Source organism: Aeromicrobium panaciterrae, assembly GCF_031457275.1.
In the GTDB taxonomy this organism is placed as follows: Bacteria; Actinomycetota; Actinomycetes; order Propionibacteriales; family Nocardioidaceae; genus Aeromicrobium; species Aeromicrobium panaciterrae_A.
Window position 1 is genome coordinate 1865039 of the sequence record NZ_JAVDWH010000001.1, and the last position, 21423, is coordinate 1886461.

The following is a 21423-nucleotide window of genomic DNA, read 5'->3' on the forward strand; positions in this document are numbered from 1 at the left end:
TCACGTCCAGCCTCGCAGACAACAAATTCTTTCAGGCGTGTCGCGGCCTGATTCGGGCAACGCAAAAGGGGCACCATCGTCGCCGATGATGCCCCTGACCTGCGGTGATGTCAGTCGAGAAGGCTCCGCAGAACGTACGGCATGATGCCGCCGTTGCGGTAATAGTTGGCCTCACCGGGTGTGTCGATTCGGACAACAGCGTCGAACTCGACCTCCCCGGCCTTCACGTGAACTGTCTTGGGGATGCGTCCTTCGTTCAGCTCGGTGATGCCGGTGAAGTCGAACGTCTCCTCCCCCGTCAGCCCCAGCGACTCGGCGGTCTGGCCGGCCGGGTACTGCAGCGGGAGGACGCCCATGCCCAGCAAGTTGGAGCGGTGGATGCGCTCGTAGGACTCGGCGATGACTACCTTGACACCTAGGAGCGCGGTGCCCTTGGCAGCCCAGTCACGCGACGAGCCGGAGCCGTATTCCTTGCCCGACAGGACGACCAGCGGGATGCCTGCGTCGATGTACTTCTCAGATGCCTCAAACACCGTCGTGACCGGCGTGCCATCGGCTAGCAGGTCGCGGGTGAAGCCACCCTCGGTGCCCGGAGCCAGCTGGTTGCGCAGGCGGATGTTGGCGAACGTGCCGCGAATCATGACCTCGTGGTTGCCGCGACGCGATCCGTACGAGTTGAAGTCGCGAGGCTCGATGCCGTGCTCTGAGAGGTACGTCCCGGCCGGGCTGTCCTTCTTGATCGCACCAGCCGGGCTGATGTGGTCAGTTGTGACCGAGTCGCCGAGCTTGAGGAGCACACGAGCTCCGCTGACCTCAGTGACCGGGTCAGGCTCGAGGCCCATACCGTCGAAGTACGGCGCCTTGCGAACGTAGGTCGAGTTGGGATCCCATTCGAATACGTCGCCATCGGGCGTCGGGAGGTTCTGCCAGCGCTCGTCACCGGCGAACACGTCGGCGTACTCACGGCTGAAGGTGTCGGAGTCGATCGACGACGCGATGACATCCTCGATCTCCTGCGGCGTCGGCCAGATGTCCTTCATGAACACGTCGTTGCCGTCAGTGTCCTGGCCGAGTGGGTCGGTGTAGAGGTCGACGTCCATCGAGCCGGCCAGCGCGTACGCGATGACAAGCGGCGGGGAGGCCAGGTAGTTCATCTTGATGTCGGGGTTGATGCGTCCTTCGAAGTTGCGGTTGCCCGACAGCACGGCGGTGACGGCGAGGTCGCCATCGTTGACGGCCTTGCTGACCTCGGGGATCAGCGGGCCGGAGTTGCCGATGCAGGTTGTGCAGCCATAACCGACGAGGTTGAATCCGAGCTTGTCGAGATAGACGTCCAGGCCGGACTTCGAGTAGTACTCCGTGACGACCTTGGAACCCGGTGCCAGCGTCGTCTTGACCCATGGCTTGCGCTGCAGACCCTTCTCGACGGCCTTCTTGGCGAGCAGTCCGGCGCCGATCATGACCGACGGGTTGGACGTGTTGGTGCACGACGTGATCGCAGCGATCGTGACTGCGCCGTGGTCGAGCTCGAACGTCGTACCGTCCTCGAGCGTCACCGACTGCTTGTTGCTGGCGTCGGAGGTGCCGGCGTAGTCCGCGAGTGCGGTCTTGAAGGACGACACCGAATCAGTGAGCGAGACACGGTCCTGAGGACGCTTGGGGCCGGCGATCGAGGGGACGACATCGCCCAGATCCAGCTCGAGGTACTCGGAGAAGCGCGGCTCGTTGTCAGCGTTGTGCCACAGACCCTGAGCCCTCGCGTACGCCTCGACGAGAGCGATCTCGTCTTCGGTGCGGCCGGTCAGTCGGAGGTACTTGGTGGTCTCGTCGTCGATGGGGAAGACGGCGATCGTGGAGCCGTACTCGGGGCTCATATTGCCGATCGTGGCGCGGTTGGCCAGTGGCACTGCGCCGACGCCGGATCCGTAGAACTCGACGAACTTGCCGACAACACCGTGCTTGCGCAGCATCTCGGTGATGACGAGCACGAGGTCGGTAGCAGTGGCACCGGACGGGAGCTCGCCGGACAGCTTGAAGCCGACGACGCGCGGGATCAGCATGCTGATCGGCTGACCGAGCATTGCGGCCTCAGCCTCGATGCCACCAACGCCCCAGCCGACGACACCCAGGCCGTTGACCATCGTGGTGTGCGAGTCGGTGCCGACGCAGGAGTCGGGGTAGACCGTTCCGTTCTTGTCGAACACGACGCGGGCCAGCTTCTCGATGTTGACCTGGTGCACGATTCCAGTGCCCGGCGGGACGACCTTGAAGTCGTCGAACGCGCCTTGGCCCCAACGAAGGAACTGGTAGCGCTCGCGGTTGCGCTCGTACTCGATCTCGACGTTACGCTCGAACGCTTCCGGCGTACCGAAGACGTCAGCGATCACGGAGTGGTCGATGACCATCTCGGCGGGAGCGAGCGGGTTGATCTTGGTGGCGTCTCCCCCGAGGTCTGCCATGGCCTCACGCATCGTGGCGAGGTCTACGACGCACGGGACGCCGGTGAAGTCCTGCATGATCACGCGGGCGGGCGTGAACTGAATTTCCTTGCTGGGCTCGGCATTGGCATCCCAGCCGGCAAGCGCCTCAATGTCGGCCTTCGTGATGTCGGCGCCGTCCTCGGTACGGAGCAGCGACTCGAGGAGGACCTTCAGGCTGAACGGGAGGGTGGAGACGTCGAGTCCCTCACCTGTCACCGCTTCGAGGCGGTAGTAGTCGTAGGAGGTGTCCCCGACCTTGAGTGAGTCCTTGGACTGAAAACTGTCGACGGCCATGGTTTTCTCCTTCGCGCTGTCAGGTCCCATCCTGCCCAGCATCCGCTCGGAATGCATGGTCAGGTTGCCCTAACTAGCCAATCTCATTCGAACTGTCTTGATATCAAGATACATGATATCGAGATGTTCTAGAACACGCGCGGGAACTGCAACAAGAACGGCGAGAAGAAGAAGATGTAAAGCAGCGCGACTCCAAGAACTCCCGCGACACCGGCTACGTCCAGCGCAACCAGAGCACGGCGCCGACTCGAAGCTGTGACTGCGTCAGCGCCTTCAGCACGTACGACCTTGGTGCGGGTGACCCAGTCGGCAAACCCTCGTCCTGTCGGCAGGAGCAGCGGAATCAGGATCACGAGAAGCGCAAGATAGGCCGCTCCCCCGAAATGCCAACTCTCCGGAGTCAAGCGTCGCAACGCCGTGGGCAAGCCGATCGGGATGGCGGCAACCGAGAGATCGACCAGTGCTGCCATGACGAGTCCACGGAGCAGGCCTCTCCACGGACCGGTCGGCGCGTCATCGCCGACATCGACCACTTTGAGGCCCATCCGGTGCTTGCCGATGCTGTGGCCACGGATGCCCTGGCGCAGTCCGTTGTTCCAGATCAGAAACAGCTCTCCGGCAATGAGACCGCTGAGCAGGAGATCGTCCGAGAGGCTGATCGTCCAGAAGTCGCTGGTGCTGTCGGCGACCAGAGCATGCACTCCTCGACCGGCAAAATACAGCAGCGCGCCGATCGTGAAAGCGAGGCTGAACAGCAGTGCATCCTGCACGAGCGCGTCGCGCCGCAACTGCTTTGTCGTACGGAACTCGTCCATAGAACTGTCCTACCGCATGGAAGCCACATATGTGGTGACGGCGCGACCGTTGCGGACACGGTCTTCCCACGTGACGCCGGCGCCAAGCAACAGCGTGCCGGCCGATGCGATCAGCACCCAGCGAGGCAGGGCGAGTGCAAGTGGTCCGACGTTCACGATCACGAGCAGGAGCAGGATCGCCGCACCGATGATGAACGGCGCCTTCCACTTCTTGGCAACCCCGATCGCCAGGGAGACAAACGCACCAATGCCGAGCAGCAACGCTCGGAGTCCCGTCGGCTCGTCCAGCGCGAGCGGAAGGCTCGGCAACAGAGCGAGTAGGAGTCCTGACCCGAGTGCTCTGACTGTGGTGACCTCGGGCTTGCCGCGCATCCACCACAGACCGGCCACCAGGAGTACGGCACCGAACGGGAGCGTGTAGGCCTCGACCGTCTCGACATCGCTCGCCACAAGGCGCAGTACGTACGCGAATCCGAGGGCACCGAATCCGACCCAACGGAAGTAGGGTCGATCCGGGGCGAACAGCGAGATCAACGAGACAGACGCACCGAGAACCGTCCAGATTGCGGCGAGCCAGCCGAGGGACACATCGCCCACGCTGGCAATACCGATGCCGGCGGTTGCAACCAGGAGCGTCGCAGCTTCGACTCCACGGCGGCCGATCACCGACCGCAGCTGCAAGGAAGCAACAGCGAGACCGACGCCGGCGGCGATGACCAGCGACAGCGCGATGTACCGATCGGGTTGATCTGCCAGATCGGTCGCGATGCCAACGGCTCCGAGAACCCAACCAGCGGCCGCGAACGCAGTCAGTTCTCGCCGCCATTCGTCCTTGGACCGGATCACTATTGCGGCGAGCACGGCGGAAGCGATGAGCCAGACGACGAGGGTCGCTGACCGCGAGGGCAGTGGCAGCACGGGAGCCAGTGCAACGACTGTTGGACCGACCAGACTCCAAGCGAGGTTGTCGCGAGGCGGAGCTTCGGACAACGCAGCGCCCAATGCGATTGCCACGAGTGCCGTGACAGTGAAAGGCACCTCGCCCGCGGCCAGCCCAACCATGGCGCCGATCAGGGCGATGAGCATGGCTGCTGGCGCGAGCCACGTACGTACGGACTTGGCCTCTGGCCACCATCGGACAAGGAAGACACCGACCGTGAGAGCGCCGAAGACGATCGCCGCGAGCCACCACGGGCCTGGACTCTCGTCGATGCTGGTTGGACGCGACCAAAACTCCTTCAACCCGTCCATCGAATCGAAGGATTCCCCGACCAGCGATCCGAATGGCTCAAGCCATGCCAGAGCGGCAACGGCGAGTCCTGTGCCGAGAATCCCCGTGCCGACGCGTGCACCGGCCGACCACGGGTCGACTCGCCTGAGCACCAGCCCGCCAAGAACGACCAGCCCGGCCACGGCGAGCATGGCTCCGCGACCTTCGTTGCCCGTTTCCACCGGCAGGATGATCAGCGTCGCCAGACCCAGCACGGCGATCGTAGAGGCAACGAGTGCGGCGCGACGTTCAATGATGCCGACGGCAATCGTGAGCAGGACGACCACAAGCAATGGAAGACCATGGCGCTCGTTGAAGAGCTGCGTGGCACTGGGGTTCTCAAACGCCTCGACCAACGCCGAGATCGCCAAAACAGCCACGCCAGCAGCACCCGCGAGCGCGAGCAGGATCGACGTGAGTTGGTGCTTGAGTTTGAGCGCGACGAGCAGGAACACGACCACGAATGCAGCGGCGACCAGGCCTGACCAGAACGGGGTCCAGTCGGCGTCATCGAAGAGCTGGACACCGATCGCCACTGCGCCGACCCAGGGAGCGACACCCGCGAGGACCATCGGCGCGACCAGTCCCCCAACGGCTACGCCATCTTTGTTGGGGGGACCCCCATCTGTGCCGTCGAGGCGCGGCTTGGCCCAATGCACGACAAACGAGCCGACCGCGAACATCACGGTCGACCAGCCAGCTGCCGCGGCAACCGGTGACAACGCATCCAGACCGAACAGGCCCTGATCCCAAGCCGCGAACCAGTCGACTGTCACGAGTCCAAGGAACACCGTCCACAACGCCTCAGCCGATGCCCTCAGACCGCGACGAGTGATGAAGGTGGCGAGAAGCCCGACCACCGCAGTGAACGCCAGCAACACAAGCGCACGACCGGTGACACCGAGCGACCCCCACGACACGGAGACGAAGATGATCCCCGCGACGAGGATGAAGAGCGCGCCGAGTGCCAACAGGATCGAACCAGTCGACATCTTGCGGCGAACTTGAGGATCCAGACGCTCAGGCGCCTTGGGAAGGGTGACCGCCTGGATTTCCGGCGTTGGAATCGGCGCAATCGTTGAGCGCGCCTGTTCCAGCAGCTTGTCAGCGTGAAGCAACGTCTGCCACAACTCTCGCGCAGCCTGTGAGTTGAGGTCGAACCCGCACTTCGTGCAGATCGATCGCCCACTGATCGGGGCGGCGCAGCTCGGGCACACGGACGGATCGGCGAAGCGCATGCCTCACTCTGGCACGGAGTTCGCTCAGTTCCGTACGAGAACCGCCACGCATTCGACGTGATGGGTCATCGGGAACAACGCGAATGCCCGCAAGCCGTCCAGCGTGTATCCGAGAGCTTCGAAGGTGGCGAGGTCGCGCGCGAGGGCGGCTGGGTCGCACGCGACATAGACAACTCGGCGGGGCGAGAGTTCGACAATCGCTGGAACGACCTTCTTGGCGCCTGTTCGAGGCGGGTCCAGAACGACGACGTCTGCGTGCACACCCACGAGTCCTTCTCGCAGTGCGCGCTCAACGGTGGCTCCCACCAGCTTGACCTGTGGCGATCCATGCAAATTGCGTCGTGCGTCCTTCGCGGCATGCTGATCGGACTCGACGCTGATCACCGTCCCGGCCTCCCCCACCACGTCGGCAAGGAATGCGGTGAACAGTCCCACGCCGGCGTAGAGGTCAGCGACAACTTCGCCTTCTTTGGCGCCCGCACCTGCAAGCACAGCGTCGACCAAGGTCGATGCGGCGGCCGGGTGCACCTGCCAGAAGCCCGACCCGGAGACACGGAAATCCTTGTCATGCACCCGCTCGGTGAGTGCACCCCGGCCACCCCGAGTCGTTCCATCGACGGCGACGACACCGTCCACTGCGGCTTCTACTTCGTCGGAGATCGAAGCATCCGTGACGAGCACGCGCTCCCCCGTCGACGACACGATTGACTCAACCGACTCGGCGTCCCACGTATGACCCAGGACTGGCGGGATACCGGGGTGCGCGATCACGCACTGGTCCACCGGTACGACGTCGTGCGATCGGTGCTTGCGCAGCCCTGGCTTGCCGTTCCCGTCAACCGCGAAGGTCACCCGCGTCCGCCAGCCCAGATCGGCAGGCTCCACGGCTTCAACCTCGCCAGCCCAATCGATACCGGCGAGACGCTGGAGCTGTTCGCTTACGACGTCGCCGAGAAGTGATCGTTGTACGGCAGGATCCACGTGCTGGAAGTCGCACCCGCCGCACTGTCCGGCGTACGCGCAGGGTGGTGTCACCCGGCCTGGCGCGGGGTCAATGATTTCTACAGCGTCGGCCCGCAGAAATGACTTGGAGCTGTCAGTGATCTGGATGCGCACGCGCTCGCCCGGCAACGCGTGTCGTACGAATACGACCTGCCCGTCGACGCGCGCAACACAGTGACCTCCGTGAGCGATCGGACCGACGTCGACTACGACATCATCCACGTGGTCAGTCGCCTCGGAAGCCACGCCGCACGTCACCCGCCGCCGGTCGTTCCTTGCTCAGGCGTTCCTTTGCCAGCCCAGCGGAGTCCAGCTGATAGGGAACACTCGTGACCATCACGCCGGGCATGAACAGCAGTCGACCCTTGAGGCGCAGGGCGGTCTGGTTGTGAAGCAGTTGCTCCCACCAGCGGCCGACGACGTATTCGGGGATGTAGACCGTGATCACGTCGCGCGGGCTGGCCTTGCGTAGCTCCTTCACGTACCGGAGCACCGGTCGTACGAGCTCACGGAACGGCGAGTTGATGACTTTGAGGGGTACCGGGATCTCAAGCTCATCCCAGCGCTGCATCAACTTCTCGGTCTCGGCTGGATCGAACTCGACCGTCAACGCCTCGATCGTGTTGGGACGCGACACCCGCGCATAAGCAAGTGCCCGCATGGTCGGCTTGTGCAGCTTGCTGACCAGCACGATCGCGTGCACGCGCGACGGAAGACCGACGTCCGAGTCGTCGATCGCGAGCTCAGTAGAGACGCGCTCGTAGTGACGGCCTATACCGCGCATGAGCAGGAAGATGGCGACCATCGCGGCGATCGCGATCCACGCACCAGCCAGGAACTTCGTGAGCAGCACAATCACCAGCACTATCGCTGTCATGCCCAGGCCAATCGCGTTGACAATGCGCGACCGGATCATCTTGGAGCGCACTTCCGGATCCTTCTCCGTCTTGAGGTGACGGGTCCAGTGTCTGATCATGCCGAGCTGGCTGAGGTTGAACGAGACGAATACGCCAACGATGTACAGCTGGATCAGCCTTGTCACCTCAGCATCGAATGCCTGGATGAGCACGATGGCCGCGACGGCGAGCAGGATGATGCCGTTGCTGAAAGTCAGGCGATCTCCACGGGTATCAAGCTGTCGCGGGAGGAATCCGTCACGCGCAAGGATTGATCCGAGAACTGGGAACCCGTTGAATGCCGTGTTGGCAGCCAGGATCAAAATGACACCCGTGCACGCGATCGTGAAGTAGAAGAGCGGGGTGAAGTCGCTGTAGAGAGTTTTGGCGAGCTGGCCGATCACCGTGTCCTGCTCATACGAGTTGCCTACCGGTACGCCGTTCTTGAGCAGCTGGTGCGCGGGATCCTCCACGTACCGCAACTTCATCAGATCGGCGAGCACGACAATGCTCATCAGCATCGTGATCGACAGCGTGCCGAGGAGGAACAGTGTCGTCGCGGCGTTCTTGCTCTTGGGCTTCTTGAATGCGGGAACTCCGTTGCTGATCGCCTCAACACCTGTGAGCGCGGCACATCCGGAAGAGAATGCCCGGGCCAGCAGGAACACCATCGCGACTCCGCTCAGCCCCTGCTCATATTGGCCTTCAGCCGAGATATCGAACTCGGCGCTTGGCACCTCAGGCAGGTTGCCCGAGACGTACCGCGCGTAACCCCACAGACCCATGAGCAGGATCGACACCATGAAGAGATAGGACGGGATGGCGAATGCCTTGCCGGATTCCTTCGTCCCGCGGAGGTTCATCGCCATCAGGATGAAGACCAACGCCGATGCGGCGGCTGCTTCGTGGCCGTCGAGCCAGGGCAATGCCGAAGCCGCATTCTGGACTCCGGAGGACACGGACACCGCGACCGTCAGGACGTAGTCGACGAGCAGGGCACTGCCAACTGTGAGTCCGGCCGTCGGCCCGAGGTTGACAGTCGCGACTTCGTAATCGCCACCGCCACTGGGATAGGCGTGCACGTTCTGTCGATACGACGCCACAACTATTGCCAGTACCAGAGCAACGGCTATGCCGATCTTCCAGTTGTAGGCGTATGCGGTGAGCCCTCCAAGGGACAGAGTCAGGAAGATCTCGTCGGGTGCGTAGGCCACAGAGGAAAGCGCGTCACTGGCGAAGACCGGAAGCGCAATGCGCTTGGGCAGAAGCGTCTCGCCGAGCTGCTCGCTGCGAAGTTTGCGTCCGACCAGTGCGCGTTTTGTCGCCTCGATGATGCCCACGAGTGACGATGCTAGACCCGCATCTCGGCCAATGCCGCGCCAACGTCCGAACAAGCTCGGCGGTGTGCGTCACATTGCCTGCGCAGTCGGTCTCGCTGCGGTGTAGCGTCGCCTGCGTGCACATCGTGATCATGGGTTGCGGCCGCGTCGGCTCGACTCTCACCCACAGCCTCGAAGAACGCGGCCACACCACAGCCGTGATCGACTCCAACCCTGACGCGTTTCGCCGTCTCGGGCCAGGCTTCCGAGGCCTCACAGTCACGGGCCTTGGCTTCGACCGCGAAGTGCTCAAGGAAGCCGGCATCGAACGAGCCGACGGATTCGCTGCAGTCTCCAGTGGTGACAACTCCAACATCATCTCCGCGCGCGTTGCCCGCGAGCAGTTCAAGGTCGACACCGTCGTCGCACGGATCTACGACCCGGGCCGTGCCGAGGTCTACGAACGTCTCGGCGTACCCACGGTGGCGACTGTCCCCTGGGCAGCCGACCAGGTGCTTCGTCGCCTCGTACCCGCCGGATCAGAGCCTGCCTGGCGTGACCAGTCCGGCGATGTCCGACTCGACACCGTGTTTGTGCCGTTCGGTTGGATCGGTCAGAAGATCGATCGGTTCGAAGAGGCCGCCGGAGTACGTGTCGCATACCTCACCCGTCTCGGCTCAGGTCTTATTGCCACAGGCGACACCGTGATCCAAGAGGGCGACTTCCTGAGCGTATTCATGCGTGAAGACGCCGCGGATCGCGCCCACGCTGCCATCGAGGCTGGACCGGTGGAGGACTGATGCGCGTCGTCATCGCAGGTGCAGGCGCTGTCGGGCGTTCCGTTGCGCAGGAACTGATCGACAACGGTCATACCGTCCTGCTCATCGACAAGTCCCCCTCGTCGATCAGGTCGGACATCGTCCCTGACGCACAGTGGTTGCTTGCCGACGCGTGCGAGCTCTCGTCGCTCGCCGAGGCACAACTCGAGTCAGCCGATGTCGTGATCTCCTCGACCGGAGACGACAAAGCCAATCTCGTCATCTCGCTGCTCGCAAAGACCGAGTTCGCGGTTCCTCGTACGGTCGGCCGCGTCAACCACCCCAGCAACGAGTGGTTGTTCAGCGAGTCCTGGGGAGTCGACGTATCCGTGTCGACGCCGCGCCTCATGGCGGCCCTCGTCGAGGAGGCTGTCGCGATCGGTGACCTCGTACGCCTCTTCACGTTCCGGCAGAGCAACGCCAACCTGGTTGAGCTCACGATGCCCGAGGATTCACCGTTCGTCGGCAAGCGCGTCCGCGAAGTTCCGTGGCCGGACGATGTCGTGCTGGTCGCAATTCTGCGGGATCAGTCGATCCAGACGCCCGACAGCGATCGCTCGCTCGAGGCCGGTGACGAACTGTTGTTCGTGACTCCCGAGGACGCCGAAGATCGCCTCGGCGAGCTTCTCTCACCCAAGGGCTGAGCGGGTCTCATCATCTGCTGGCGTCCGGTTGCGGCCGAGTAGCCAGGCCATGGCCGCGAACGCTGCCAACTGCAACGGCCAGCCGAGCGCAAGCTTGGCGGTGCCGAGCAGCGCGACGTGGTCTGTTGCATAGAGCGGATATTGCACGGCCACGCGGAGCACACACGGCAGCGCCAGGATCCAGGTCAACTGCGAGCACAGCTTCACCAGTGGCTTGTCGTCGTGCCATCCAGTCGGATCGCCGACAAGGCTGCCGATCATGAAGCCGACGATCGGCCAACCGATCACGATCGACGCAATGAACGCGACGCCGTAGCCACCGTTGATCAGGATTCCCGGAAGGAACACGTCGCGCGCCTCGCCGGAGCGAGCCGCGAACAGTGTTGCGATGCCGATGCCAAACAATGCGTTGACGACGAACTGGACGTTCGATCGCTGAACCACTCGTACGAGCAGCAGCGCGACGGCAACTGACACGCTCGCCGTCAGCGAGAACTTCAGACTGCGCGTCGTGATCCAGCACAAGGTGAACAACGCAATGGGCGCTGCGCTTTCGGCAACTCCACGTCGACCGCCGAGTGCTGTCGCCAATCTGGCGCGTACGAGCTCCTCGACGGTCTCGTGCGGCGTCGTCATGCCTCGAGTTCGTAACGGGGGTTGTAGATCACGCGACATCCGTTGCGGGTGCCGATACGGCCGAAGGCCTTGAGCTGGCGTCCAGCAGAGATGCCTTCGATCTTGCGACGGCCAAGCCAGATCAACGTGACGCTGCCCGATCCGTCGTACAGCTCGGCCTCAAGAGCCGTGACGCCATCAACCGGGCGAAGGGTGACGGAACGCAGAACTCCATGGAGGGTGACAACAGCGCGGTCGGGCTGGCTCGCGATGAGCTTGCAGCCGGCCTTCGCCGCATCCAACTTGAGTTCGCTGGACTCCTGGTGCTCGCTCGAAAGCTTCTCGAGCGTCTTGCTAATGCGTCCCATACTTCGATTCTAGTCCTCGACGGGGGCCGCGATGGCGTTAGGTGGAATCGTCAGCAGGAGCGGTTCGCGTTGGATCCGCGGCTCCGCACCGCGTACGACGATGACGTCCCGAAGCGCTGCCATCAGCGCGTGCTCTTCGGGGAACAGAGCAGCCTGACCGAGCAAGGTCGCACGAAGCATCCAGCGCGGTCCTTCGATGCCGATGATGCGGCTGGGCTGCACTCCGGTCTCGCCGTCGGGCATGGTCGCCGGCATCGTGACCTGCAGCTCGGTGCCATACGGACCTTCTTCTTCAGCGTATTCGCCGCCGAGCCGCGACACCTCTTCGAGGATGTCAGCGCGCACTTCGTCCCACAGGCCACCAGAACGGGTGGCAGCAAAGGCACGAAGCTCAAGCGCTGAATCTTCAGCGACCAACATGACGGATCCGATGTCGCCCTCTTCGTTGTCAGCAGGCAGCTGGAGCGCGAAGCCTTCTTCGCCACGTACGAGGAGTGATCCGAGATCGATGTAGCCCTGCTCTTCGGTCCCGGACTTCTCAGTCGAGTCCCAGGGGCCCTGGTCGCGTACGCCTGGCGCCTCCTCAGGAGTCGCGACGACGACGTCCTCGACTTCTTGTCTGTCCTTCTTGCGCAGGCGGGCCATCAGCTTCTCTCTTCGCGGGGTGCGGTGGCCGCGTGACCACCCGTTGAACCGTAGCCCCCGGCACCACGGACAGTGTCCGAAAGCTCTGCGACCTCGGCGAAGACGACGTGCTCCACCCGCTGGATCACCAACTGGGCCACTCGATCACCCCTCGCGAGGTGGATCGAGTCGTTGAGGTCGTGATTGACGAGCAGGACCTTGATCTCACCGCGATAGCCCGCGTCGATCGTGCCGGGCGTGTTCACGATCGATAGACCGTGCCGAAGAGCGAGGCCGGACCGTGGGTGCACGAATGCCGCGAAGCCTTCGGGCAGAGCGATGGCAATCCCGGTCGGCACCAGAGCACGTTCGCCCGGCGCGAGGGTGACATCGACTGTCGTGACGAGATCGGCACCGGCATCGCCAGGATGCGCGTACGTGGGTAGCGGTACCCCCGCGTCGAGCCGCGTGACACTGACCTCAGTCATGCCGCCACGACCGCTAGGAAAGGCACGATACGGCCGAACCGGCATGACAGCCTGGATGTTCCCTCGCTGCGCTCGTTCATGCCGCCGACCCTACCTCCGCGTGGAGGGTCGACAGCATGAGGCAGGCTGGGAACGTGACGACATACAACGAGCGACTCACCGCGCCGATCTCCTGGTGGTTGAGCGCCCTGGCTTTTGGCCTCGTATGGGGCTGGATCCTTCTCGTTGCAACGACGTGGACGATAGCCATCGTGACCGCGCTCATTGTCTCTTCGCTCTGCCTGTACGGCGTGTGGCGCTTCGGATCATTGCGACTCAGCGTTGACGGCAGCGGCCTTCGTGCTGGCTCTGCCCTCCTGGACGACAAGAGTCTGGGTGACGTCGAGATCCTGCACCGAGCTGAATACCGAGCCCGCCTTGGAGTCGGCGCCGACGCGCGTGCCTACCTGGTGACGCGCCCCTATCTTGATCGCGGCGTACTGGTGCACGTGAACGACTCGGGCGACCCGACGCCTTACTGGCTGCTCTCCAGCCGTCGTCCGGAAGCACTCGCGGCGGCGCTGGGACACACTGGACCTACGGCTGCATCCGATATTGGGGAAGAGGCGACGCATGTCGAAGAAGTCCAAGAAGGCTGAACAGCGGCGCTTGCTCGACGACGCGCCTCCGGCCAAGACCAAAGGTCCCGGCAAGAGCGCCTGGAGACTCATGGATCGCGGATCCTCGGTGGCAGCCGGCGCGTTGGCCAGCCGGATCTCGGCCCTCACGTGGAAGGCCGCGACCGGCAAGAAGCCCCCGGTCAACGGACGCCATCCCGATGTCAGCACCAAGGACGCCGTTGCGTGGGCGATCATCGGCGGCGCGACCATCGAGCTCGTGAAGGTGGCGGTTCGACGCGGTACGGCGACCTACTGGGTCAGGTCGACCGGGAACCTGCCTCCGGGTATGAAGCCCCTTGCGAAGATTTCGGACAATCAAAAGGAGCCGGTCCCCACGGAACCGGCTCCACAAAAAGTACGAAAGTTCAGTCTGCGCAATCGCGGCAGATGAAGACGCCCTTCTTCTTCTCTGACGCCAACTGGCTGCGGTGGTGAACCAGGAAGCAGGACGAGCAGGTGAACTCGTCAAGCTGCTTCGGGACTACCTGTACGGCCAGTTCTTCATGCGAGAGATCGGCTCCGGGCAGCTCGAATGACTCCGCCGCTTCGGTCTCGTCTTCGTCGACCTTGCCGGAGTTCTTCTCGTGGCGACGCGCCTTGAGCTCTTCAATGCTGTCTTCAGACTGCTCTTCTTCTGTCTTGCGGGGGGCGTCGTAATCGGTAGCCATCAACTCTCCATCGTGTGCGTAACAACCGGCGCGATTGTGCCACAAGTCAGGGCGTAATCACACTCAGAAGCCACAAGCGCGCACGAGGGCAAAATATTCCTCGGCAATCGACGGGTGAGCCACCATCACGAGCCGCTCGTTCGGTACCCCGTCGAGTCCGCTCAACAGCAGGCCAGATTCGCTGGCAACCAAGCCTCCAGCGGCCAGATCCCACTCCTTCAGACCCTGCTCGACGTACGCGTCGAAGTGCCCTTCGGCGAGTCCGCACAGGTCGAGCGCGGCTGACCCGGTGCGACGGATGTCACGTATGTGCGGCAGGAAGCGGGCCATCGCCTCGGCCTGCTTGGTTCGCACCTCAGGCACGTAGTTGAAGCCCGTTGCGACGAGCGCGTGATCAACGCGCGCAACGGCGGGCGCAGCCAACGTGATCCGCTCGGATCCTTCGTACCGCCAGGATCCGGCCCCGCGAATCGCACCCCACTCAGCACCAGATGCGATATTGACGACGTAGCCGACAACCACGACACCGTCCTGGCGCGCGGCGATCGACACTGCGTACGTCGGTATGCCGTAGACGAAGTTGACAGTGCCGTCGATGGGGTCGACGACCCAGTCAATCCCCGAGGTACCGATCAGGTCAGCGCCCTCCTCGCCGACAAAGCCGTCGTCGGGTCGAGCTGACTTGATCCGGGCCCTGATCAATTCTTCGCTGGCCCGATCGATCTGCGTCACGACATCTGTCGGGCTCGACTTGGTATCGGCAACCTCGACTCGGCCTGCTGGCCTACTGGCCTTGACGAACGCCGCCGCCTCAAGACCGACCGTACGAGCGAGTTCGAGCAGTCCTTCGCTCATGCGATGGTCGGATGATCGGCGCGCGCGTTGAAGCAGCAATCCGCTGGACAGCGATCGTGCGACGGGCCGAAGTCGCCGACCGTCAGTCGCGCCACGGGCTCGCCTCGTTCTGCTGCGGCCCGCTCGAGCACCAAGTCACGGACCATCGCCACGAAGTCGGGGTGGGTGCCTGGGGTGTCGACGCGCTCGAATGCCATACCGAGCTCCTTGGCCGTCGCCATGGCTTCCGTGTCGAGGTCGTAGATGACCTCCATGTGGTCCGACACGAAGCCGATCGGGACGACGACTACAGACCTGACGCCGCCCTCGTGCAGGTCGCGAAGGTGATCGTTGATGTCCGGCTCGAGCCAACGGGTGTGGGGCGAGCCAGAGCGTGAGCAGTACGCGAGCGACCACTTCTCAACACCTGCACCGTTCGAGACGATCGAGGCGACCTCGTGGTGCTGGAGCTCGTACGCCTTCTTCCCCGGTCCCCCGCTGGCCTCGTTCATGGAGTCGGGAATTGAGTGCGTCACGAAGATGACGTGAGAGTCGGGCAGATGCTCGAGGCCCGCCTTCGTGGCCTCCGTCAGAGGGCCAACGAAACCGGGGTGATTGAAGTAGTGGCGAAGTCGGCTCAGCTTCACGTCGAGACCGTTGGTGGCGTCGTACAAGTCTTCGCGGTACTGACGACAGCCTGAGTACGACGAGTAGGCACTGGTGACGAAGCACGCCGCGTGAGTGACGCCGTCGGACGCCATCTGGCGTGCGGCATCGCGGAGGTACGGGTCCCAGTTGCGGTTGCCCCAATAGATCGGCAGATCAAGACCGTGATCAGCGAAGTCCTTGCGCAGAGCCTCAAGAAGCTCCAGGTTCAGCTCGTTGATCGGCGACTTCCCACCGAACAGCGAATAGTGCTGCCCGACTTCCTCAAGCCGTTCACGCGGGATGCCTCGTCCGGACGTGACGTTCTCCAGGAATGGGACGACGTCCTCGGGGCGCTCCGGGCCTCCGAAGGAAACAAGCAAGATCGCGTCGAATGGCCGGGGATCCATGCTCCTAGTTTCTCACGGCAGCGGATAGGGTTCTGAGCCCATGCTTGGTACCTACCGCGACGTGCTCTCACGACCCGGTGCAGCGCTGTTCTCGTTCACCGGAATGATCTCGCGCTTCCCGCTCTCGATGGTCGGTCTGGGACTCGTGCTGGTGGTGTCAGATCGCACCGGCTCGTACGGCCACGCCGGCAGTGTTGCGGCGGCGTACGTACTCGCATCCGCCGCGTTAGGGCCGACCCAGGGCAGGCTGACTGACAAGCTCGGTCAGGCTCCGGTTCTGCTTGTAGTTGGAGCGCTTTACGCCGTCGGAATATCGCTGACGCTCGTCGCCATCGATCGCGACTGGGAGACACCGTGGGTTCATGTCTGCGCGGCTCTGGCCGGCGCGGTCATGCCGCAGACAGGCAGCATGGTGCGGGCGCGGTGGACGCATGTCGTCACCGACCGCACGCAGCTCAACACTGCGTTCTCGATCGAAGCCATCCTGGATGAGGTCGTGTTCCTCGTGGGTCCAGTCGTGGTCACGTTCCTCACGATCCAGGTCTCCGACTTCTCCGGACTGGTGGTCGCTGCAGTGGCCGCTGCGATCGGCTCCTGGGCGCTCGCGGCACAGCGTGCGACCGCTCCTGCGGCGTCCGAGCACACCTCGACCACGCGCGCTCACCTGTCGTGGTTCTTGCTGGGCCGCGTCGTCTTTGCCTCCGTCGGTCTTGGCGTGCTTTTCGGCTCAGCCGAGGTGATCGTCGTTGCCTTCGCGACCGAGGAAGGTCAGCGCGGTGCGTCGGGCGTCGTACTCGCCATCTGGGCGGCAGGCAGCTTGATTGCCGGCTTGCTGGTCGGCGCGCTGCCGAGATCACGCGATCCGCTGAAGCGTTGGCGTACATCGCTGCTCGCACTGAGCTTGCTTTTCGTGCCACTGCTCTTTGTGTCAGGCCTCGTCTGGCTCGCCGTCGGCATGTTCCTGACCGGTTTCATGATCTCTCCGACTCTCATCGCGAGCGCCAGCCTGGTCGAGCTGTACGTGGCACCATCACGGCTCACTGAGGCCCTCACGTGGGGAACGACAGGACTCATGGTTGGCGTCGCGCCGGGCGCTGCCATCGCTGGTTGGGTTGTCGACAATCACGATGCTTCCGCGGCTTTCATGGTGCCTTTGGTCGCCGGGCTTGCAGGCTCAATCGTCGCCTTCACCCTGCGACCGCAGGCCGAACCAGCCGCGGCGTGAACGTGCACCCGAATGGCATTAGCCTTGGCGATGAGATGACCGAATTGACCCTTGCCGAACGCAGCGTTGAGCTCGTCCGAACCTGGCTCGAACCACAGCGCCGAGCAGCGCAGCGCACTGACCCCGCCGCCGAGCGACTCGCCAATCTCCTCAAGGATCCGCGAGGTCTCGAGTTCACGATCGGGTTCGTGGACCGCGTCGTACGACCTGACGATTCGCGAGTTGCTGCCCGCAATCTCCGTACGCTCGCCGCTCACACCCCAGCCTTCCTGCCGTGGGGCCAGCGTCTGCTTCTCAAGCTCGGTGCGTTCGCCGCAATCGTGTTTCCGGGGCTGGTCGTCAAGATCGCTCGCAACACCCTCCGCCGTATGGTCGGCCATCTCGTCATCGACGCGCGCCCACAGCAGCTCGGCAAGGCGATCAAGCGTCTCCGCGCTGGCGGCGATCGCCTCAACCTCAACCTCCTCGGCGAAGCAGTCCTGGGCGAGCGCGAAGCTGCACACCGCCGCGACGGCACGATGGAACTCCTCGAGCGCGATGACGTCGACTACGTCTCGGTCAAGGTCTCCTCAGTTGCCAGCCAGCTCTCGATGTGGGCATTCGACGAGTCCGTCACCCGTGTCGTCAAGCAGCTCACGCCGCTGTACGAACGTGCCTCGACGGGCGAACCGACGTTCATCAACCTGGACATGGAGGAGTACCACGACCTCGACCTGACGGTCGCCGTGTTCACCCACCTCCTCGACTCGTTCCCCGATCTCGAAGCTGGCATCGTCCTGCAGGCCTACCTCCCCGATGCGCTTTCCGCGATGCAGGAGCTGCAGGAATGGGCAGCCAAGCGTCGCTCCAACGGTGGCGCGCCCATCAAGGTCCGCGTCGTCAAGGGCGCAAACCTCGCGATGGAACGTGTCGATGCAGCCATTCATGGCTGGCCGCTGGCCACGTGGTCGACCAAGCAGGAGACCGACACCAACTACAAGCGCGTACTTGATTGGGCGATGACCTCCGAGCGTGTCGATGGGGTTCGTATCGGCGTCGCGGGTCAAAACCTGTTCGACATCGCCTACGCGTGGTTGCTGGCGGGCGATCGCGGCGTACGCGATGCGGTTGAGTTCGAGATGTTGCTCGGTATGGACACGGGTCCGACCGACGCGGTTCGCAATGACATCGAGCAGCTGCTGCTCTACACGCCAGTCGTGAAGCCTGCAGAGTTCGATGTCGCGATCTCCTACCTCGTACGGCGGCTCGAAGAGAACGCCAGCAGCGACAACTTCATGTCCGCAGCCTTCGAGATCGGCGACAACCCCGAACTGTTGTCACGCGAGATTCAGCGATTCCTTGAGTCGGTCAAGAATCTCGACGAGACCGTTCCTTCGCCCCATCGCAACCAGAACCGTCTGACTGAGACGCCGTCGGCAGGCACGGACTCATTCGCCAACACTCCCGACACAGACCCTTCCACCAGCGAGAACCGCGAGTGGGGTCGACTGGCACTCAGCCGGTCGATATACACGCAGCTCGGCGCGGAGACCGTGCGGTCCAACAAGCTCCTTGGTCCGGCGAACCTCGAGACCCTCATCCAGGAGACGTGCGCCGCTGCGCAGGCTTGGCAGGCTCGTGGCTCGGACGTACGCGCGTGGATCCTGCACGAAGCCGCCAGCGCGCTGGGTGCGCGCCGCGGCGACCTGATCTCGGTCATGGCAGCCGAAGCCGGCAAGACCATCGCCGAGGGCGATGTTGAGGTCAGCGAAGCGATCGACTTCGCCAACTACTACGCGGAGTCGGCTCGCCGACTCGACGTCGTTGACGGCGCCGAGTTCCAACCCGACCGTCTGACCGTCGTCACTCCCCCGTGGAACTTCCCGGTCGCGATCCCGGCCGGCTCGGTGCTCGCCGCTCTCGCGGTCGGCAGCGGCGTCATCATCAAGGCCGCTCCGCAGACTCCGCGCAGCGCCGCCGTCATGGTCGAAGCGCTGTGGCAAGCGGGTGTCCCGCGGGATGTCTTGCGCTACGTGACGATCGATGAGGGCCCGCTGAGCAAGGCCCTGATTTCGCACTCCGACGTTGACCGGGTCATCTTGACCGGTGCGTGGGAGACAGCAAACCTGTTCCGCTCATGGCGGCCCGAGCTTCCTCTGCTTGCCGAGACCAGCGGCAAGAACGCCATCATCGTGACTCCCAGCGCCGACCTCGACCTCGCCGTCGCAGATGTCGTCAAGAGTGCCTTCGGCCACGCCGGACAGAAGTGTTCGGCGGCGAGCCTCGTGATCCTCGTCGGGTCGGTTGGTCACTCGGAGCGGTTCCGCCGTCAGCTCGTTGACGCCGCGTCGTCGCTGCGGGTCGGATTCCCCACCGACCCTGAAGTCGCGATGGGCCCCATCATCGAACCGCCGCTCGGCAAGCTCGCCGAAGGGCTCACCACGCTCGGTCGCGGCGAGACCTGGTTGCTGGCTCCCAACCAGCAGGGCAGCGACCCCCGCGTATGGACCCCGGGCATCCGTGACGGCGTACGCCCCGGCAGCACGTTCCATGGGACGGAGTACTTCGGCCCGATCCTCGGCGTCATGCACGCCAAGTCGCTTGCCCAAGCCATCGAATGGCAGAACGCAACCGACTACGGCCTCACCGCTGGCATCCACTCTCTTGACGCCGACGAGGTCAACACCTGGATCGACGAGGTCCAGGCCGGCAATCTCTACGTCAACCGAGGCACCACCGGCGCGATCGTTCAGCGTCAGCCCTTCGGCGGTTGGAAGCGTTCGTCCGTCGGCACCACTGCCAAGGCGGGAGGGCCGAACTACCTGACCCACCTCGGTTCCTGGAAGTCGCGACCGTTGCGAAGCGCACCGAAGGTAAAGGTCCTTCCCGAGGTCGAGGCAATCCTCGACGCAGCGAAGTCATTGGTCACGCCCACGCAACTCCGCGAGCTGCGGGAAGCTGCCGGCTCGGATGAGAAGGCGTGGAAGCGCGAGTACGGCGTCATGAAGGACGTCTCGGCTCTCGGTGTTGAGCGCAACGTGTTCCGCTACGTACCGGTTCCGGTGACCATCCGGTTCGAAGGATCCAACTTTGAGCTCGTACGCGTACTCATTGCAGCAGCGCGTACCGGCGCCCAGGTCACCGTGAGCTCGCCGACCGAACTGCCCGAAAAGCTCGTCCAACGGCCGCGCATCGAGGCGCACAACGACTGGCTGGCGTACGTCGCTGCGGAACGCCCAGCGCGCGTACGCCTCATCGGTACCAAGGCGAAGGCCAAGGACATCGCCGTTGCTGTTGGTGGCGATCCGGATGTCGCGATCTACGCAGGCGCGGTGACATTGTCGGGCCGCGTCGAGGCTCTGCCGTTCCTCAAGGAGCAGGCCATCTCGATCACCAACCACCGCTTCGGCAACCGCGATGCCGAGTTCGAGTGGGTTCTCCCCCGCTAACCGCGATCGGCGCCCGGCGCGATCGGCGCAGTCCAGCCACGCGCCAGCGCAGCGAGCCTCCACACCAGGCACACCGCAGCGGCGAGTCCGTACCAAGCGGACGCATAGTTCTCGTGGGCAATGACCGATGCCATCAACGCGCCTGCAAAGGCCGGCGTCGCGTACAACTCGCCTCGGAAGATGACCGGTACGCGCCCCGCTGCGACGTCTCGCATCATGCCGCCGCCGACGCCGGTCAGTAAACCCAGAACGGACGCAGCGAGGATGTTGAGCCCGGCGTCGTCTGCCTTCACGGCTCCCGTGACACAGAACAGCGAAAGACCGATCGCGTCGAGCACCATGATCTGCTTCTCCATGCGCCCGATCGTCGGGTGGAAGTAGAACACCAGCACCGCCGTTGCTGCCGGCACGACGAGGTAGCGCCAGTCGTCGAGTGCCGCGGGCGGCACGGCACCGATCAGCACATCACGGAGCACGCCGCCGCCTAGACCCGTGATCAGGGCCAGCACCATGACGCCGAAGAGGTCAAGCTCCTTGCGTACGCCGACCAGCGCACCGGTTGCGGCAAACACCGCAATTCCGGCAAGGTCGAGGATCAGAAGAAGCGTGTCGGACACGTCGACGACCGTATCTGGTGTCGGCGCGTCACCGCAGGTTCGGCACGGGCAAGCCTAGGATGAAGT

General features: G+C 63.8%; 19 protein-coding genes. 6 read left to right on the forward strand and 13 right to left on the reverse strand.

Annotation, left to right across the window (positions count from 1 at the left end):
- Window positions 1-110: 110 nt before the first annotated feature.
- From acnA to J2X11_RS09620, 5 genes are all read right to left on the reverse strand, one after another.
- A complete protein-coding gene (gene acnA, locus J2X11_RS09600) occupies window positions 111-2774 on the reverse strand; it encodes an aconitate hydratase AcnA (RefSeq protein WP_309970020.1) in 2664 nt (887 codons plus the stop codon).
- A gap of 128 nt (window positions 2775-2902) precedes the next feature.
- Complete coding sequence (locus tag J2X11_RS09605) at window positions 2903-3589, reverse strand: RDD family protein (RefSeq protein ID WP_309970022.1); 687 nt, start codon at window positions 3587-3589, stop codon at window positions 2903-2905.
- A 9-nt stretch (window positions 3590-3598) separates the two neighbouring features.
- Complete coding sequence (locus J2X11_RS09610) at window positions 3599-6097, reverse strand: SCO7613 C-terminal domain-containing membrane protein (protein WP_309970026.1); 2499 nt, start codon at window positions 6095-6097, stop codon at window positions 3599-3601.
- Between the two features lie 24 nt (window positions 6098-6121).
- Window positions 6122-7321: a class I SAM-dependent RNA methyltransferase gene (locus tag J2X11_RS09615; protein WP_309970029.1), complete on the reverse strand. Its 1200-nt coding sequence runs from the start codon at window positions 7319-7321 to the stop codon at window positions 6122-6124.
- Between the two features lie 4 nt (window positions 7322-7325).
- Window positions 7326-9335 (reverse strand): APC family permease, encoded by a 2010-nt coding sequence (locus J2X11_RS09620; RefSeq protein ID WP_309970032.1) that lies wholly within the window; start codon window positions 9333-9335, stop codon window positions 7326-7328.
- A gap of 131 nt (window positions 9336-9466) precedes the next feature.
- On the opposite strand from J2X11_RS09620, the gene J2X11_RS09625 reads away from it, so the two are divergent.
- Both J2X11_RS09625 and J2X11_RS09630 read left to right on the forward strand, forming a co-directional pair.
- The gene (locus tag J2X11_RS09625) at window positions 9467-10114 is read left to right on the forward strand and encodes a potassium channel family protein (protein WP_309972326.1); all 648 of its coding nucleotides are present in this window, start codon (window positions 9467-9469) and stop codon (window positions 10112-10114) included.
- Window positions 10114-10776 (forward strand): potassium channel family protein, encoded by a 663-nt coding sequence (locus tag J2X11_RS09630; protein ID WP_309970034.1) that lies wholly within the window; start codon window positions 10114-10116, stop codon window positions 10774-10776. The genes J2X11_RS09625 and J2X11_RS09630 overlap by 1 nt, the downstream gene beginning before the upstream one ends.
- On the opposite strand, the gene J2X11_RS09635 is transcribed toward J2X11_RS09630, so the two are convergent.
- Genes J2X11_RS09635 through dut form a run of 4 tightly spaced genes read right to left on the reverse strand, consistent with a single transcriptional unit; the run spans window position 10762 to window position 12871 of the window.
- The gene (locus tag J2X11_RS09635) at window positions 10762-11412 is read right to left on the reverse strand and encodes a DUF3159 domain-containing protein (RefSeq protein WP_309970036.1); all 651 of its coding nucleotides are present in this window, start codon (window positions 11410-11412) and stop codon (window positions 10762-10764) included. The genes J2X11_RS09630 and J2X11_RS09635 overlap by 15 nt on opposite strands.
- On the reverse strand, window positions 11409-11759 hold the full coding sequence (locus tag J2X11_RS09640; protein ID WP_309970038.1) for an OB-fold nucleic acid binding domain-containing protein: 351 nt from the start codon (window positions 11757-11759) through the stop codon (window positions 11409-11411). Before J2X11_RS09640 ends, J2X11_RS09635 begins: the two co-directional genes overlap by 4 nt.
- Window positions 11760-11768: 9 nt before the next feature.
- On the reverse strand, window positions 11769-12404 hold the full coding sequence (locus J2X11_RS09645) for a DUF3710 domain-containing protein (RefSeq protein ID WP_309970040.1): 636 nt from the start codon (window positions 12402-12404) through the stop codon (window positions 11769-11771).
- A complete protein-coding gene (gene dut / locus J2X11_RS09650; protein WP_309970044.1) occupies window positions 12404-12871 on the reverse strand; it encodes a dUTP diphosphatase in 468 nt (155 codons plus the stop codon). The genes J2X11_RS09645 and dut overlap by 1 nt, the downstream gene beginning before the upstream one ends.
- A gap of 134 nt (window positions 12872-13005) precedes the next feature.
- Here dut and J2X11_RS09655 point away from each other — a divergent pair, with 134 nt between their 5' ends.
- Window positions 13006-13509, forward strand: a complete 504-nt coding sequence (locus J2X11_RS09655) for a DUF3093 domain-containing protein (RefSeq protein ID WP_309970046.1) — start codon at window positions 13006-13008, stop codon at window positions 13507-13509.
- Entirely contained in the window at window positions 13484-13921 is a 438-nt protein-coding gene (locus tag J2X11_RS09660; protein WP_309970049.1) for a DUF4235 domain-containing protein, read from the forward strand. Before J2X11_RS09655 ends, J2X11_RS09660 begins: the two co-directional genes overlap by 26 nt.
- Here J2X11_RS09660 and J2X11_RS09665 read toward each other — a convergent pair.
- The 3 genes from J2X11_RS09665 to J2X11_RS09675 all read right to left on the reverse strand — a co-directional run bounded on the left by J2X11_RS09665 (window position 13896) and on the right by J2X11_RS09675 (window position 16087).
- Window positions 13896-14198, reverse strand: a complete 303-nt coding sequence (locus tag J2X11_RS09665) for a DUF4193 domain-containing protein (protein WP_309970051.1) — start codon at window positions 14196-14198, stop codon at window positions 13896-13898. The two genes, J2X11_RS09660 and J2X11_RS09665, sit on opposite strands and share 26 nt — an antisense overlap.
- Window positions 14199-14261: 63 nt before the next feature.
- Window positions 14262-15053 carry an inositol monophosphatase family protein gene (locus tag J2X11_RS09670; RefSeq protein WP_309970054.1) on the reverse strand — a complete coding sequence of 264 codons (792 nt, stop codon included), beginning with the start codon at window positions 15051-15053 and terminating at the stop codon, window positions 14262-14264.
- Window positions 15050-16087, reverse strand: coding sequence for a ferrochelatase (locus J2X11_RS09675; RefSeq protein WP_309970056.1), 1038 nt, complete (start codon window positions 16085-16087; stop codon window positions 15050-15052). Before J2X11_RS09675 ends, J2X11_RS09670 begins: the two co-directional genes overlap by 4 nt.
- A 40-nt stretch (window positions 16088-16127) precedes the next feature.
- Here J2X11_RS09675 and J2X11_RS09680 point away from each other — a divergent pair, with 40 nt between their 5' ends.
- Both J2X11_RS09680 and J2X11_RS09685 read left to right on the forward strand, forming a co-directional pair.
- Window positions 16128-17312, forward strand: coding sequence for an MFS transporter (locus tag J2X11_RS09680; protein ID WP_309970059.1), 1185 nt, complete (start codon window positions 16128-16130; stop codon window positions 17310-17312).
- A 35-nt stretch (window positions 17313-17347) separates the two neighbouring features.
- Window positions 17348-20740 (forward strand): bifunctional proline dehydrogenase/L-glutamate gamma-semialdehyde dehydrogenase, encoded by a 3393-nt coding sequence (locus J2X11_RS09685; protein ID WP_309970060.1) that lies wholly within the window; start codon window positions 17348-17350, stop codon window positions 20738-20740.
- Here J2X11_RS09685 and J2X11_RS09690 read toward each other — a convergent pair.
- Entirely contained in the window at window positions 20737-21357 is a 621-nt protein-coding gene (locus J2X11_RS09690) for a trimeric intracellular cation channel family protein (protein ID WP_309970062.1), read from the reverse strand. The genes J2X11_RS09685 and J2X11_RS09690 overlap by 4 nt on opposite strands.
- Window positions 21358-21423: the final 66 nt, after the last annotated feature.